At 58.3% G+C, this 15,211-nt stretch carries 12 protein-coding genes, 1 tRNA gene and 1 other RNA gene; 8 read left to right on the top strand and 6 right to left on the bottom strand.

The genetic code is table 11. From position 1 onward, the window contains the following. Positions 1-18: 18 nt before the first annotated feature. From HMPREF3130_RS11595 to HMPREF3130_RS10510, 4 genes are all read left to right on the top strand, one after another. Positions 19-1,158 (top strand): resuscitation-promoting factor, encoded by a 1,140-nt coding sequence (locus HMPREF3130_RS11595; protein WP_049193061.1) that lies wholly within the window; start codon positions 19-21, stop codon positions 1,156-1,158. A 65-nt stretch (positions 1,159-1,223) separates the two neighbouring features. Next, positions 1,224-2,138, top strand: coding sequence for a 16S rRNA (adenine(1518)-N(6)/adenine(1519)-N(6))-dimethyltransferase RsmA (gene rsmA, locus HMPREF3130_RS10520; RefSeq protein ID WP_049171269.1), 915 nt, complete (start codon positions 1,224-1,226; stop codon positions 2,136-2,138). 23 nt (positions 2,139-2,161) lie between these two features. Continuing rightward, a complete protein-coding gene (locus HMPREF3130_RS10515; protein ID WP_070429942.1) occupies positions 2,162-2,677 on the top strand; it encodes an NUDIX hydrolase in 516 nt (171 codons plus the stop codon). Beyond that, positions 2,661-4,490 (top strand): ABC-F family ATP-binding cassette domain-containing protein, encoded by a 1,830-nt coding sequence (locus tag HMPREF3130_RS10510; protein WP_070429941.1) that lies wholly within the window; start codon positions 2,661-2,663, stop codon positions 4,488-4,490. Before HMPREF3130_RS10515 ends, HMPREF3130_RS10510 begins: the two co-directional genes overlap by 17 nt. A 29-nt stretch (positions 4,491-4,519) precedes the next feature. On the opposite strand, the gene HMPREF3130_RS10505 is transcribed toward HMPREF3130_RS10510, so the two are convergent. From HMPREF3130_RS10505 to HMPREF3130_RS10495, 3 genes are all read right to left on the bottom strand, one after another. Further along, a complete protein-coding gene (locus tag HMPREF3130_RS10505; protein ID WP_070429940.1) occupies positions 4,520-5,500 on the bottom strand; it encodes a cation diffusion facilitator family transporter in 981 nt (326 codons plus the stop codon). Positions 5,501-5,520: 20 nt separating this feature from the next. Further along, a complete protein-coding gene (locus HMPREF3130_RS10500) occupies positions 5,521-6,288 on the bottom strand; it encodes an alpha/beta hydrolase family protein (RefSeq protein ID WP_049193066.1) in 768 nt (255 codons plus the stop codon). A 163-nt stretch (positions 6,289-6,451) separates the two neighbouring features. Beyond that, a complete protein-coding gene (locus HMPREF3130_RS10495) occupies positions 6,452-8,095 on the bottom strand; it encodes an AbgT family transporter (protein ID WP_080985600.1) in 1,644 nt (547 codons plus the stop codon). A gap of 178 nt (positions 8,096-8,273) precedes the next feature. Here HMPREF3130_RS10495 and smpB point away from each other — a divergent pair, with 178 nt between their 5' ends. Next, on the top strand, positions 8,274-8,777 hold the full coding sequence (gene smpB / locus HMPREF3130_RS10490; protein ID WP_038626299.1) for an SsrA-binding protein SmpB: 504 nt from the start codon (positions 8,274-8,276) through the stop codon (positions 8,775-8,777). A 28-nt stretch (positions 8,778-8,805) separates the two neighbouring features. Here smpB and HMPREF3130_RS11295 read toward each other — a convergent pair whose 3' ends face one another. Continuing rightward, a complete protein-coding gene (locus HMPREF3130_RS11295) occupies positions 8,806-9,201 on the bottom strand; it encodes a DUF3887 domain-containing protein (protein WP_016423247.1) in 396 nt (131 codons plus the stop codon). Between the two features lie 355 nt (positions 9,202-9,556). Between HMPREF3130_RS11295 and ssrA the strand changes: the two genes are divergently transcribed. After that, positions 9,557-9,941, top strand: a transfer-messenger RNA (tmRNA) gene (ssrA, locus tag HMPREF3130_RS10480). A gap of 73 nt (positions 9,942-10,014) precedes the next feature. Here ssrA and HMPREF3130_RS10475 read toward each other — a convergent pair. Together HMPREF3130_RS10475 and HMPREF3130_RS10470 are read right to left on the bottom strand one after the other, a co-directional pair. Further along, positions 10,015-10,854: a GDSL-type esterase/lipase family protein gene (locus tag HMPREF3130_RS10475; protein WP_048733544.1), complete on the bottom strand. Its 840-nt coding sequence runs from the start codon at positions 10,852-10,854 to the stop codon at positions 10,015-10,017. Positions 10,855-11,116: 262 nt separating this feature from the next. Next, positions 11,117-11,698, bottom strand: a complete 582-nt coding sequence (locus HMPREF3130_RS10470) for a PPA1309 family protein (RefSeq protein WP_016423245.1) — start codon at positions 11,696-11,698, stop codon at positions 11,117-11,119. Between the two features lie 151 nt (positions 11,699-11,849). Between HMPREF3130_RS10470 and HMPREF3130_RS10465 the strand changes: the two genes are divergently transcribed. Together HMPREF3130_RS10465 and HMPREF3130_RS10460 are read left to right on the top strand one after the other, a co-directional pair. Continuing rightward, the gene (locus tag HMPREF3130_RS10465) at positions 11,850-14,837 is read left to right on the top strand and encodes a UPF0182 family protein (RefSeq protein WP_049189694.1); all 2,988 of its coding nucleotides are present in this window, start codon (positions 11,850-11,852) and stop codon (positions 14,835-14,837) included. 184 nt (positions 14,838-15,021) lie between these two features. Then, a tRNA-Met gene (locus tag HMPREF3130_RS10460) sits at positions 15,022-15,095 on the top strand. Positions 15,096-15,211 lie beyond the last annotated feature (116 nt).

Raw genomic sequence — 15,211 nt, 5'->3', positions numbered from 1 at the left:
AAGGCTGTGACGAACCCCGTGAGTGCTGCGAAGAAGCGTCATCTCAATCGTGCTAACGACGGAGTTTCCACTTCGTCCAAGATCGCCGCAGGCGGTCTGGTCGCTGCTGTTGCTCTGGGTGGCACTGTCGCAGCATCCAACTATGACACCATCACCGTCGAAATCGACGGCAAGGTCGAGCAAATCGCAACCTGGTCCAAGGATGACAAGGCCATTCTGCAGAAGGCTGGTGTCGAAACCACCGGTGGCGACCTGGTTCAGCGTCAGGGCGATCTCACGGACGGCGGCAAGCTGGTCTACCGCTCTGCCAAGCCGGTCACGATGATTGTCGATGGCAAGCCGCAGGAGCACAAGACCAATGCCATCACTACCGATGAGCTGATTGAAGGTCTGAAGAAGCAGGGGCTCATCTCCGATAAGGACAAGGTCGAGGTCGAAAAGGGCGAGATTTCCGCTAAGGGAGTCGAACTCGACGTCGTTCGTGCCAAGAATATTGTGCTTCACGACGATGCCAAGGACATCGACCTGACCGTCCCGGCTATGACCGTCGGAGATGTGCTGGCTCAGCGTGGCATTGAACTGCGTGAAGATGACACCGTCGAGCCGGGTCTGGATGCTCCGGTCACCGAGGGGATGCGCATCGCTCTGTCTCGTCTGATTGATAAGACCATCACCGAGACTGAGGAGATTCCAGCTCACGAGAACATCATTGAAGATGATTCGATGTTCGAAGATGAGCGCATCGTTGAGCAGGAAGGTGAACCGGGCCAGGTAGAGCGTCAGGTCAAGGTCACCTCTCGCGATGGTGAAGAGCTCGGACGCGAGGTCCTGGAAGAAAAGGAGCTAAAGGCTCCGGGTATCTCCACTATTCGCCAGGGCACTAAGTCCCGCATTGCAGCTCCGGCTGCCGGCTACGGCGTGTGGGATCAGCTGGCTCAGTGTGAGTCCGGCGGCGACTGGGCTATCGATACCGGTAACGGTTTCTCCGGTGGTCTGCAGTTCACCGATTCCACTTGGGCAGCTTACGGCGGTACTGAGTATGCACCGCGTGCATCGCAGGCTTCCCGCGAGCAGCAGATTGCTGTCGCTGAGCGTGTCCAGGCTGGTCAGGGTTGGGGCGCATGGCCCGCTTGTACCGCTTCCATGGGGCTTCGTTAAAGCTAGGTCCGTCTAGCCATAACGAGCTAAGCCTATTTTTTGTGTTGACCCCGTAGTATCTAACTGTGACTAAAGCAGAAGTTTCTTTCTTGGGGCCGGTCGAAGTACGCGACTTGGCGGCGCAGTTGGATATTGTCCCGACGAAGAAATTGGGGCAGAACTTCGTCCACGACGCCAACACCGTGCGTCGAATTGTCGCTGCGGCGGACTTGCCGGAGGATTCCTACCCTGTTGAGGTTGGCCCCGGCTTGGGCTCGCTGACCCTCGGGCTGCTCGAACACTGCGGCCGCGCGGCGGCTGTTGAAATCGATTCGCGGCTGGCGGCGCGTCTGCCCCAGACAGTCACTGAGCGCGCCGAGGGCTGCGCACTTGAGCTCATTGAGAAAGACGCGCTGAAGGTCAGCCGCGAGGACTTTCAGACTGCCCCAGATGCGCTGGTGGCCAATCTGCCATACAACGTTTCTGTACCGGTGCTCCTGCACATGCTTGCCGAGCTGCCCACCATCCGTCGCGTGCTCGTGATGGTGCAGTCTGAGGTCGCTGACCGGCTGGCGGCTCAGCCGGGCTCCAAGATCTACGGTGTCCCCAGTGTCAAGGCCGCCTACTACGGCACAGTGCGTCGCGCCGGTGCCATTGGTCCGCACGTCTTCTGGCCGGTCCCCAAGGTTGATTCCGGGCTCGTTCGCATTGACTGCTACGCTCGCTCCGACGCTCCAGAGAACTCCAAGACCGCCGATGCCCCCGAGGCCCCGTGGGAAATCTCGCCGCAGTTCCGCGCACGCCTTTTCCCGCTTATCGACGCTGCTTTTGCGCAACGCCGCAAGACCCTCCGGGCGGCCCTATCGGGGATTTACGGATCTGGTGCCGCAGCCGAAGAGGCGCTTATGGCAGCGGGGATTGACCCCAAGCAGCGAGGAGAGAAGCTTGAAATTGCCGATTTCGTTCGTCTCGCTGAGGTCTCACGAGACCAGCGCTTTTAATAAAGGACAGGCAATTTTTCCCCATGCACCGTGATGACACCCCCAGTAGGGCCGAGATCGGCCGGCGCGAACCGCGCAGCCTGGCTTGGACTAAGTTCTGGCCTGACGACGACGGCTGGGTGTGCAACTGCATAGTTTTCCGCGGTGACCGCTTGCTGCTTCTGCTGCGTGAATACGAGGGCTTCCTCGGGGGCCAGTGGGATTTGCCCGGTGGCAAGCTAGACGCGGGGGAGGAGCCCGTGGAGGCCGCTGTGCGCGAACTGCGTGAAGAGGCCGGCTTGCGCGCAGCGGAGGTCAGCGAATTTGCCCATTATTCCAATCCGGACTTGGGCGGGGAGAATTTCCGCTTCCACACGGTGACCTTTCTAGTACGCGAGGCCGACGACACGCAGAATGTCCAGCTCAGCGGCGAGCATCCGGAATTTAAATGGGTAACCCGAGAGCAGTTCGAGGAGCTGCCGGTGGCTTGGTATGTTCGGCGTGTGCTTGGCAACGTCGAATGGGGCACAATAAATACTCATCATGGCGAATCTGATTAATTGCGAGAATATTTCTAAGTCCTTCGGGCTCAAGACTCTGCTCGACGGCGTCAGCCTCGGTGTTCAAGAGGGCGACCGCATCGGCGTTGTCGGTTTGAACGGTGGCGGCAAGTCCACACTGCTGAAGATTCTGGCAGGCGTGGAGCCGGCGGACTCCGGACGTATCTCGCGAGCCAACGACATGGCCATGGCTCATGTCACCCAGGGCGCCGAGCTCGACCCGAATTCCACCGTGTTTGAGTGCGTCATTGCACCGCTGGGACTCGCTGAACACGAGTGGGCGGGTAACGCTTCCATCCGCGAGGTCCTCGATGGCATCGGTATCAATGACCTCGGTATGGATACCAAGGTCGCCAATCTCTCCGGTGGTGAGCGCCGTCGCGTTAACCTGGCGGCCGCACTGGTCCGAGATCTGGATCTGCTCATTCTCGATGAGCCAACGAACCACCTCGATATTGAGGGTGTGCAGTGGTTGGCCGATCATGTCCTTTCGCGCCGGGCAGCCCTGGTCGTCGTCACGCACGATCGTTGGTTCCTGGATACCGTTGCCACGAAGACGTGGGAAGTCCACGATGGTACCGTCGATTTTTACGATGGCGGTTACAACGACTGGACGTTCGCGCGTGCCGAGCGTGCGCGCCAAGCCGATGCCGCCGAGCAGCGTCGCCAGAACCTTGCGCGTAAGGAACTCGCGTGGTTGCGCCGGGGTGCGCCGGCCCGCACCTCGAAGCCTCGCTACCGCATCGAAGCAGCTGAGGCTCTCATCGCCGATGTCCCGGCGCCGCGTGATTCCGTGGAGTTGATGGCGTTTTCGCAGCGTCGACAGGGCAAGGTGGTCGTAGAGCTAGAGCATGCGTCCCTGGAAACGCCCGATGGTAGGGAATTGCTTAACGACGTCACGTGGCGTCTGGCCCCCGGCGAGCGCATTGGCCTGGTCGGTGTCAACGGCTCGGGTAAGACGACTTTGTTGCGCGCATTGGCGGGAGACTACCCCTTAAGCGATGGCAAGCGGATTGAGGGCAAGACGGTGCGCCTGGGTTGGCTGCGACAGGAGCTCGATGATCTGCCGCTGGATATGCGTGTGCTCGACGCTGTGGAGGACGTGGCGACCTACATTGACCTGGGCAAGAAGCAGATTAGCGCCTCGCAACTGGCGGAGCGACTGGGTTTTTCCCCGAAGCGGCAGCGCACCCCAATCGCAGACCTCTCCGGCGGTGAGCGCCGTCGCTTGCAACTCACACGCGTGTTGATGAGTGAGCCGAACTTCCTGCTGCTCGACGAGCCGACGAATGACCTGGATATTGACACGCTGCAGGAATTGGAAGATCTGCTGGACAATTGGCCGGGCACGTTGGTGGTCATCTCGCACGACCGCTACCTGATTGAGCGTATTGCCGACTCGACCTGGGCCCTCTTCGGCGATGGCGAGCTGACGAACTTGCCAGGCGGGATTAGTCAGTACCTCCAGCGTCGCGCACAGCTGGCTGACTCGGCCGCTAGTGGTGGTGCCTCTCAAGCAAATGCCGGTAGTCCGCAGACCCGTGGCGCAGCTTCAGAGGAGGATACCTCGAAGCTCTCGGCTGCGGAAACTCATGCTGTCCAGAAGAAGATGAGTGCCCTGGAGCGGAAGATGGCGAAGCTCAGCCAGCAAGAAAGTGAACTGCATGCGCAGATGGCGGAAGCGAGTGCTGATGTAGCCAACTTGGACACACAAAAGCTGGCGGACCTCGATCGCCGTGCTGCGGAGGTGGCTGAGCAGAAGGCAGAGCTGGAGATGGAGTGGCTGGAGCTAGGGGAGCAGCTCGAGGGCTAGCATCTTACTTCAGCTACTAGCCGAACATTTTAGGTATGAGCCGGGTACTCGTGGTCAGCGTGCCCGGTTCTTTCAATTTGCACCGTGGCGTGTTCAATCCCGTGGACGTCGTGAAGCAGTGCCTGCGCACGGTCGAGCAATGCGTGCTCGTCGCCGTTGGGGAGCGTGTCACAGCGCACGAGGTGAACAGATGCCAGCAGGTCGCTGCCGTTGAGGGACCAGACGTGGAGATCGTGGACATCGACCACTCCCTCTAGGCCGGACAGGTCAGCAGTGATTTTCTCAGTGTCGACGCCCTTCGGGGTGTACTCCAGCAACACGTGGAGACAGTCGCGCACCAGAACGGCGGCTCGGGGGACGATGAAGAGCGCAATCACGATGGAGACCACAGAGTCGATGGCAGTCCAGCCGGTGTATGCGATAGCGATAGCGGAGATAATGACGGCAACCGAACCAGCGGCGTCGACAAGCACATGCAGATACGCACCGCGGACGTTGACGCTTTCCTTGGCAGCCCCCGCGAGCAGAAAGGCCGCAATAACATTGGTGAGCAGGCCGATGACCGCGATGATGAGCATCGACGTGGTCTGAATTTCCGATTGTTCTGGGGAGCCAAAACGCCGGATTGCGCCCCAGAGAATCACAGCGGCAATGATGAAAACTGTCAGACCGTTGATAAGAGCAGTCAGAACCTCAACACGACGGTACCCGTACGTCGCGCGGTGATTCGCACCGCGCTGGGCGATAGCCAAACCGGCAACTGCCATAAGCAGGCCCGCGGAGTCCGTCACCATATGGCCGGCATCTGCCAGCAACGCCAGCGAACCCGAAACCAAGCCACCGATGAGCTCGGCGAGAAATACGACAAGAGTCAGACCCGCAGCCACGAGCAGGCGACGGGCAGGAGTATTCGCGGGGTCAAAATGAGCGTGGTCATGACCGTGACCGTGTGAATGACCGTGTGAGTGACCGTGGCCGTGCGAGTGGCCAGAGTGTTCAGTCGTGTCCATAACCCCTAATGGTAACAGGGTTATTCAGCCTCCGGAAGATAGCTATCCGCCCACGCATAAATCAGGTCAGCAGCGCGCGCGGCGGACTTAGCGCGAGTGAGCAAGTGGTCCGCGCGATCCAAGCTCATCAGAGATTTTGGATAGCGAGATACCTGGAAAATCTTCTGGGCGCTATCGATACCAACAGTCTGGTCGGTCGGGGAATGCAGAATAAGCAGCGGCTTGCGCAGCTGGCTGAGATAAACCTCCGGGTTGTAGTCCGCCAACACTTCCAAGAACTCACGGGAGATGGGAATGCCACGACCTTCAATCTGCAGAACCTGCGTGCCGTGCTCATCGACCGTCGAAATGTCACCGGCGATGCGCACAATCGAGTGTGCCGGATCGAAGGGTGCACCGATTGTCGCAACCGCCTTGACCTTCGGCATATCGTGGCCGGCGTTCAGCGCCGCTGCACCACCGAGCGAGTGCCCAATCAGTAGCGCGGGGGCCTCAAATTCTGCCTCCATGAACTCGTAGGCGGCCTTAAGATCATCGATGTTGGTCTGGAACGTCGTCTCACCGAAATCACCAGTGGACTGCCCGAGGCCAGTGAAGTCGAACCGGAATGCCGCAATGCCCTTCTTCGCCAGCGCCTTACAGGTGCGTGACGCGCCGGGCACCATCCGATTACACGTGAAGCAATGACCAAATAGCGCCCACGCGCGTGGCTGACCGTCCGGCAAATCAATTGATGCAGCCAGAGTCTCGCCGGTCGATCCCGTAAATTTTAGGTGCTTTGTTGGCATAGGTTATATCCGCGTCTCAGTGTGTGCTCAATGTGTGTACGTTTTCGCTTTACGACGCCCATTGTGGTGGCGACCGTACGCAATATTAAGCCCGGGTGCCACAAATAAGTGAGGGATTGGGCGAAAAATTCGACCAATCCCTCAATCTCCTAGTGGCTGTGAGTTAACGCACCGGAACCCCTGGCCCCAGCGGAATGCCCGCGAGGTACCACACGACAAAGAATAGGAACCAGCCCACCATCATGCACAGCGAGTACGGGATGGCCAGCGACATCAGCGTGCCGACACCCGCAGGCTTGTAGTACTTCTGCAGGAAAGTCAGCGCCAGCGCGAAGTACGGAGACATCGGTGTAATGATGTTGGTCGGGGAGTCACCAATACGGAATAGCTGCTGGGAGACCTCTGGGGAGACGTTGACGTACATCAGCATCGGCACAACGACCGGCGCCATCAGAGCCCACTGTGCGGAGCCCGAGGTAATCAGCAGGTTGAGAACAGCCACCATCAGGACGAAGGCAGCAAAGAGCAACAGCGGCGGCAGATCCGCCTTGGTCAGGAATTCGGAGCCCTTGATAGCGGTCCACTGACCGATATTGGACCACTTGAAGTAGGCCGTGAACTGCGAGACGGCGAAGAAGAGCACCATCATTGTGGTCAGTGTACCCAGGCCACGTTCCATGAAGGCGGGCACGTCTGCAGAGGAGGTGATGGTTTTGGCACCGATGCCGTACGCAATGCCGACCACTGCGAAGAAGACGGCAATGGACACCACGACGTCGGTAAGCAGCACGGAATTCAAGATGCCGTCGCCTTCGCCGCGCAGAGGCGAACCCGGGATGAACAGGGCAGCGAACCAAAGCGCCAGGAAGATGACAGCGGCGATGTTGCCGTAGCGGAGGCCACGTCGTTCGGCATCGTTGAGGATTAGCTTGTCGCGGCCATTGCTGGAGCTGCTAGATGCGGTGTTCCGCTCCTCCTTCTTGGCGTTTTCCTCGGCAGCTTCCTCCGAAGCGCCCGGTTTGGTGAATTCCGCGGCATCGTGGTCAATGTGGTCGTCGTGGACGGTCTTCTCCACGTGCTTGGTAATAAACAGTTCAGTAACGGCGGTAATAATCAGAGCCAGCACAATGGACGAAGCCATGGTGAAGAAGTAGTTGGCCAGAGGTGAAACCACGTATTCCGGATCCACGAAGTGCGCCGCATGCGTGGAGATACCCGCCAGCAGTACATCGGTGATGTTGAGCACCAGCGACGAATTGAACCCGGCTGACGAGGCGGCAAAGGCGACCATCGCACCGACAATGGGGTTACGACCAACTGCGGCGAATGAGGCGGCACCCAGCGGAATGAGAATCACGTAGACGGCATCAGAAGCGATCGAACCAGTCACGCCGGCCAGTGCAACAATGAATGTCAGCAGGACAGGGGAGTGCACCTTGGAAATTGCCGCGCGGATTGCCGAGCCGATGTAACCGGAGTACTCCGCAATTGCGACACCGAGCATGCACACCAGAATCAGGCCAACTGGTGCGAAGTCCGTGAAGTTCGTTACCGCCTCAGAAACCATCTTTTGCAGGTACTCTGCGGTAGCAAGGCTTTCCACCTCGATGATGTCACCCGACGCGGGATCCTTGGCCTGCATACCCGCAGCCTCACCGAGCCACGAAGAAACGATGACTACACCGGCAAGAATCACGAATAGCCAAAATGGATTTGGCAGTGCGTTGCCGATACGTTCCAGTGTTGCTAGGAACCCCTTTGGCTTCGGTGGCGCTTTGTCCGGTTCCAACGTTTTTGACTGTCCCATATATATAAATCCCTCTGTGTTAGACGTTGGTAAAAGGTTAGGGGAAAGTAAGTTGCGTCACAACGTAAAAGGCCAGAGGCATATGTATGTCGGGTGCGAGCAGGCGCATAAGGGAAAGTTAAGGGAATAGCTAGGGAATAGCTGTAGTGCACCTTCTTCGACTAGAGTTAATCAGGTTATGGGCAAGAAGAAGTCGAAGAAAGAAAAGGTCAGCGCCAACAACGCGGTGGTGGCCACCAATCGTCGTGCCCGCCATGACTACAACATTCTGGACACCTACGAATGCGGTGTCGTTCTCGTGGGCACTGAGGTCAAGGCGCTGCGCGAGGGCAAAGCATCGCTTAACGACGCCTTCGCGACCATCGACGACGGCGAAGTGTGGCTCCGCGGGCTGCATATCCCGGAGTACTCCTACGGTTCGTGGACTAATCACTCACCGCGTCGCTCGCGCAAGCTGTTGTTGCACCGCAAGGAGATTGACACCCTGTGGGGCAAGGTCCGCGATGGCAACAACACGCTTGTACCCCTGAAGCTGTATTTCACCGACGGCCGCTTGAAGGTCGAGCTCGCACTCGCCCGCGGTAAGCAGGATTATGACAAGCGCCAGGACATCAAGCGCCGCACGGAGGAGCGCGAAGCTACTCGTGCGCTGGGCCGTCGTGTGAAGGGCATCAAGGGGTAAAAGAGGTCTTCATTAGAAGAAACCCTTTTTAGAAGGGGAACTCAGTCGCATCGACTGGGAGGATGAGTAGGCCAATGACGTTTTCGTGACGGTCAAAGGCAACTCGAGCCATCCATTCGCCAGCCTCATGTTTGAGGGTGGTGATGACGAGACTTGTGCCGAGAATCTTCGACAGGAGTTTCTGCGAGGTCGGTTCCTTAGTCCTGGTTCCCCCGAGGCTGGTGACTTGGGTGTCGTCGAAAGATTCGAACGCCCCAGTCTCGGTGAGAACATCTTCCCAGACAGAGTAGATAGTGGACCAGGGGAGATCCTTCCGGAGCTTTGGGGAAATCATGCTTACGGTTTCTGCTTCTTCGCCGTTGATGATGTGGCGAAGGAATTTTTCGCCGAGCTCGGCGATATGTGTAGTTTTTGTGGCAGTCATCAATTCTCCTGAAACGGGGTTTTGGACACTTCCGAACCGCTTGAATGCCGCTTGCCGGGAGATATTGAGTACATTTCCAATCTCTGCCCATGAATGGCCCGCTGCGCGAGCCTGCGCCACGGCATCTTCAAGTTCTTGTTCGGCAATGTTCGTTGCTTGCAGTCGGTGACGGATTGTCGTCAATGGATCCATGACTGCAGTCAACCATTGGTTGACGTCAGTGTCAACCCGGAGTTGACATTCGGGGGGGTGTGTGGGCCTTGCGGCGAAGCTTGTTGACTTTTCCCGTCGTAAAGCGTTATTCTTGAACATCCTTTGAGCGCAACGCACTTTCCCGTGCTCGAAGGCATTGTATGGGGCTGACATGGTTTCGACACCGTACAGTGAGCCAGGGGAAGCGTGCCGGTGCAGGCTAGAGACCACCGTTTAAGCGTCGTAGCAACTGATTAAGCGCCGAGAACACTCAGCGCGACTACGCTCTCGCTGCCTAATTAAGCGACTAGCGTGTCTGTCAGACCGGGCTTGCCCTTTGGTCCGGACCCTGGCATCGACTTAAAAGGGCTCGCCCGATGGGTGTGCCGTAAGGCTCATCGGGGATCTTCTTACTTGCGGCTGGGCCCGTCATTCGGACATGTTTGCCTGAGCCGAAGGGTCGAGTAGAGGCGATCGTGCGAACTGCGCACGGAGAAGCCCTGGCGAGTTGGCGGTGGACCCGAGTTCAATTCTCGGCAGCTCCACAAATGGAAATCCCCGGTCATTACGACCGGGGATTTTTCGTTGTACTTGAAGACGTCTGAGCGACGTCGAAAGACCTTAGAAGGTGCTCTTGTAGACGTTGGCGATAGTGGTGCCAGCAACTGCCGAACCGTGGAAGGTCGGGTGGTTGGTCATGTTGTAGGAAGCAACATCGGTATCCAGAATTGCGGAGACCTGACGCTCACCGTCCGGACCGCACATTGCGACGTCGATGTTGGTGACCTCCTTCATGTTGACGAAACCGATACCGGATTCAGCGGCAGCACGCATCTGGCGGTTCTGCAGAGCCATCTCAAAGTGGTGCATACCGGCAGCCGGAATGTGCGGTGCGAAACCTGCGGCGTTAACCGGGCAAGCGTAGTGAGTCGGGTCATTAGAGGTGAAAGCCGGGTAACCAATCAGCATGACGCGAGCAGTTGGGTTAGCGGCCTTGATCTTCTCCACAGCGGCCACAACGTTGGTGGTGTACAGGTCATCCTGAACCGGCATTGGCAGCACAGCGCCCTGCATCGCGTCATTGGCGCCAACGTAGATGGTTACCAGCTGGGTAGCCGGGCCGAGGGAGCCCTGAGCGATGGCGTTGTCAACCTGGCCCATCAGGGACTTCTGCGGCTGAGTCGGCATGAAAGCGGTAGTGCCGTTGCAGGAGTAGTCGTGCAGTTCAAGACCAGTCTCACGAGCAACGTGAGAGCCGATGTTCGAGACCGAAATCGGGCAGCCACCACGGCCCGGTACGGCCGGGTCGGACTGACCCGGGTTAGCAGCGAAGGAATCGCCGAAGGCAACGTAGTTACCAGTAGGAAGAGCGTTGGCAACACCACCGGTCAGGAGGGAGGCTGCCAGCGCAGAAGCTGCAGCTGCCGAGGCTGCTGCACGGCGAACAACGTTGTTCTTCATAATTAAAAACCTCTTAGTTGAAAACCTATAGAAGGAAAAACTCGCGCTACACTCGCGATTTCTTCGCCACAGACCGTCCCTGGAAGAACCAAGTCCGACAGAACCAAGTCCGACAGAACCCTGAGCGGATACTTAGAGACGCGCCTTTATCACTTTGTTATACAACTAGGTTCTAAGTCCGATGTCAACCGGAATCAGCTAGTTATATGTATATTCGGCGCTTTCAATACCTCTTTTTGTCTCTTATCGCTGGTAGGTGGGTTTATGAGGCGCTTCCGAACGTGGAATACAACGCAGCGATGACACCATCGGCTACCCCAGAACCATCTTTTAGCTCAATCTCATCTTCAGCAAAGGGCCCACGCTCATCCAGTTCCGCCTCTGTGGGGCGAGGTTGGATCAGTGTTAGGTGTGGACCTTCGCTGATAACACCACTGAAAAGACGTGCCTGGCGAGCCGCCTCACCATCCGCCTGTGCCCGCACCTCGTCCAGGGATGCACCCTCAAAGCTGTCCGCCTGCTCCGGAGCGATGACCATTATTTCCTGCGCTAACACGGCACCGACGACACCTGCCGGCCACGATGTCCGAGCGATAAAGTCCGCCAACTCAGGGCTACCGCCTTCAATTCCCTCGGGGAGGGGTTCCTGCGCAACGACAGTCAATGGGGCGCTGTCAATCAGCTCGTCGGCAAGCACGTCGGCAAGCGCGGCGGTGGGGACGAGGGCGAAGAGGCTCGGAGCGCGGTCCCAACCTTCGGTGTGGACGTATTCGACAGCTTCGCGCACGGCGCGATTGAGTGCCTGCTGGCTGAGATGAGTCTGAGTGCCGTTGTTTTCGCTCATGACGCTTGACGACGCCCCTTTCCTGGCAACGCTGTATTAACAGCATCCTTAGTCAAATGTTAGGAACTTTATTTAGAGTAGATGACAGATAAGCGTACGACCGACTTACCAGCTCGCTGGCAAGTCAAGCTCAACTCGAACAGGAGAGACGTTGTCTCTAAACCAGACTCGACCGAGACGATCGGCGGGTGGCCGACCGGGGTGGCTGGCAATTACCGTGTTGGTGATTGCCGCGCTGACCTTTGTTATTCCAATCGCCGTCAATTTTTATACGGACTTTCAGTGGTTCGGTGAAGTGGGGTATCGAGGGGTATTCGCCACCACGTGGCTCACTCGTATCGTCCTGTTTATCACTGTAGGCCTGATAACGGGCGCACTGACATTTCTATCTATGTGGCTGGCGTGGCGCTCGCGGCCCGTCGACCTCGGACTGACGGATCCACGCAGCCCGCAGGCAGTGTACCGACGGATGGCTGAATCCGGTTCGAAGTCGATGTTCACCACGCTGCCCGTTGTATTCGGCGTACTCGGTGGCCTTGTGGGGCAGGGTAATTGGCAGACGGTGCAGCTGTTCTTAAATCGGCAGTCCTTCGGTGAGACTGACCCGCAGTACGGCAAGGACTTGGGCTTCTATGCATTCCAGTTGCCGCTGTGGTCGTACATCATTTCGACGCTGGTTGTCCTGGTAGTTATTGCGTTCCTGCTGTCGCTGGTGACGCATTACTTCCTTGGTGGCATCCGCCCAGGTAACCCGACTACAGGGGAGAAGACCCGCGTTTCCAATGCGGCTCGTGCGCAGTTGGCGTGCTGGGCCGGTGTTTTCATGCTGCTCAAGGCTGTGTCTTACTGGCTGGACCGCTATGAGCTGCTGAATAACAAGCAGAAGACCTTCACCGGTGGTTCCTACACCGATATCAATGCGCTGCTGCCGGCGAAGATTACGCTGCTGGTCATCGCAATCGTCGTGGCCGCTGCATTCTTCGCGGCCATTTTCCTGCGCAATCTTTCGATCCCGGCGTTTGCCACCGTGCTGATGTTGGTTTCCGCAGGTCTGATTGGCGTGGCCTGGCCGATGGCAGTTGAGCAGTTCTCAGTTAACCCGAACCGCGCTTCCAAGGAACGCGAATACATTGCGCGCAATATTGAATCGACGCGCTACCACTACGGGCTTACTGACGACAAGGTGAAGGTTGAGCGCGACTGGGGTGTTCCGGCTGAAAAGGAAGGCGATAAGGAAGCCGCGAAGGAAGGTGCGGACTCGATTTCCCGCGATGCTGCGACGCTGGCCAATATCCGAATCCTGGATCCGGAAGTGCTGCCACGTACCTTCACGCAGCAGCGCCAGCTGAAGAACTTCTATGGTTTCTCCGATCCGCTTGCCATTGACCGCTACCAGATCGATGGTGCGTCCCGTGACTTCATCGTCGCTGCTCGTGAACTGAACCCGCAGACGCTGCAGGGTAACCAGACTGACTGGATTAACCGTCACACGGTCTACACCCACGGCAATGGTTTCGTTGCTGCGCCGGCTAATAAGGTCGACGAGGTTGCCTCCGAGTCCGGTTCCGCCCGCGGCGGTTACCCGCTGTATACCGTGGCTGACCTGTTCGAGTCCGAGGACCCGAACGGCATGAACCTGAACCTGAAGCAGCCGCGTATCTACTACGGCCCGGTTATCGCCAACAGCGATGCCGACTATGCGATTGTTGGCGGTAACGGTGACGGCAAGGACTATGAGTACGATGCCGACGGCCGTAACTTCACCTACGACGGTGAGGGCGGTGTTGGCGTAGGCGGGCTTGCCAGCCGCATGATTTTCGCCACCCGTTACCAGGAACTCAACATCCTGCTGTCCGACCGCATTGGGCCGGACTCCAAGATCATCTACAACCGCGATCCGCGTGACCGTGTTCAGAAGGTCGCCCCGTGGCTGACCACTGACACCAAGACCTATCCGGCTGTAGTCGATGGCCGTATGAAGTGGATCGTCGACGGCTACACCACGCTGGCCAAGATGCCGTACTCCCAGCGCATGAGCCTCCAGGAAACCACACAGGACTCCATTAACCCGGATGGCACTCCACGCCCGCTGCCGAACAGCGAGGTCAGCTACATCCGCAACTCGGTCAAGGCGACCGTCGATGCCTACGATGGCACCGTTGAGCTCTACGAGTTCGATGAGAAGGATCCGGTGCTCAAGGCCTGGGAGGGTGTCTTCCCGGATGTGGTGAAGCCAAAGTCGGAGATTTCCGAGGAGCTGCAGGAGCACCTGCGCTACCCGGAGGACTTGTTTAAGGTTCAGCGTGAGCTGATGGCCAAGTACCACGTCAGCGATCCGGGCGTGTTCTTCGCCAATGACTCCTTCTGGTCCGTCCCGTCCGATCCGACCGCGCCGGAAGAGCAGAACCTCTCCCAGCCGCCGTACTACGTTGTCGCTTCCGATCCGAAGACCGGAAAGCCGAGCTTCCAGCTGATTTCCGCCTTCCGCGGTCTGGAGCGCGAGTTCCTCGCCGCCCAGATGAGCGCTTCCTCCGATCCGGAGACGTACGGTCAAATCACCATCCGTGCCCTGCCGACCAACACCCAGACCATGGGTCCACGGCAGGCGCAGGACACGATGATGTCCGCAGATGAGGTCGCCCAGGACCGTACTCTGCTCGAGGGCACGAACGTGGTCACCAACGGTAACCTGCTGACGCTGCCGGTCGGCGATGGCGAGATTCTCTACGTCGAACCGGTCTACACCCAGCGCAAGGGCCAGGAGACCGCATTCCCGAAGCTGCTGCGTATTCTCGTCGCTTACCGCGGTCAGGTGGGCTATGGCGCCACGGTCACTGAGGCTCTGAGTCAGGTCGGTATCGATGCTTCCGCCGCGACCAAGGTCCGCGGTGAGGAAGAGACTGAGGAGCAGTCGGCGGATAAGGACAAGGATGCCGCCGACGCTGAGTCCGACGACGAGGCACCGAAGGAAGAGCGCAAGGTTGATGTCGCCGCGCGTGACGACGCCGCTCGCCGTATCTCCGACGCACTGCAAAAGCTTAACGACGCTCAGAAGAACGGTGACTACGCGGCACAGGGCCAGGCACTTGCCGAGCTCGACCGCGCTGCCGCTGACTACCAGAAGGCCAACGGCCAGTAAGACGTGCAACGAGTAGTTAACCGAGAATCATAGGTTTCTATGGTCCGAAGACTCCCTAGGTTGTAGCGAAATTGGCTATGACCTGGGGATTGGTCTTTGTTGGGAGCGTCGTGCTACAGTTACTTCTCGTTGGTCAGAGAGACCAGCGCCCGCTGTGAGTGCTTGTAAAAGCCGGGACAGTTGACGCGGGGTGGAGCAGCTCGGTAGCTCGCTGGGCTCATAACCCAGAGGTCGTAGGTTCGAATCCTGCCCCCGCCACTAAGAAGAGACCCCTACCGGTGCAACGCCGGTAGGGGTCTTCTTTATTCTGGGGCCAAATCACCGTTTTTCACCGTTTTTTTTGGGGGGTGTCCCTATGTTTTTGTCAAGTGCCA

The sequence above is a fragment of the Corynebacterium sp. HMSC14B06 genome (assembly GCF_001807075.1).
Classification (GTDB): domain Bacteria; phylum Actinomycetota; class Actinomycetes; order Mycobacteriales; family Mycobacteriaceae; genus Corynebacterium; species Corynebacterium jeikeium_D.
Note: the sequence above shows the minus strand (reverse complement) of the source record. Positions and strands in the feature narration are given on the sequence as shown.

Coding starts and splice junctions, on each gene's coding strand:
- HMPREF3130_RS10500 (WP_049193066.1), bottom strand. CDS start 6,288: ATGCCAACAAAGCACCTAAAATTTACGGGATCGACCGGCGAGACTCTG.
- HMPREF3130_RS10515 (WP_070429942.1), top strand. CDS start 2,162: ATGCACCGTGATGACACCCCCAGTAGGGCCGAGATCGGCCGGCGCGAA.
- smpB (WP_038626299.1), top strand. CDS start 8,274: ATGGGCAAGAAGAAGTCGAAGAAAGAAAAGGTCAGCGCCAACAACGCG.
- HMPREF3130_RS10505 (WP_070429940.1), bottom strand. CDS start 5,500: ATGGACACGACTGAACACTCTGGCCACTCGCACGGCCACGGTCACTCA.
- HMPREF3130_RS10475 (WP_048733544.1), bottom strand. CDS start 10,854: ATGAAGAACAACGTTGTTCGCCGTGCAGCAGCCTCGGCAGCTGCAGCT.
- HMPREF3130_RS11295 (WP_016423247.1), bottom strand. CDS start 9,201: ATGACTGCCACAAAAACTACACATATCGCCGAGCTCGGCGAAAAATTC.
- HMPREF3130_RS10470 (WP_016423245.1), bottom strand. CDS start 11,698: ATGAGCGAAAACAACGGCACTCAGACTCATCTCAGCCAGCAGGCACTC.
- HMPREF3130_RS10510 (WP_070429941.1), top strand. CDS start 2,661: ATGGCGAATCTGATTAATTGCGAGAATATTTCTAAGTCCTTCGGGCTC.
- HMPREF3130_RS10495 (WP_080985600.1), bottom strand. CDS start 8,095: ATGGGACAGTCAAAAACGTTGGAACCGGACAAAGCGCCACCGAAGCCA.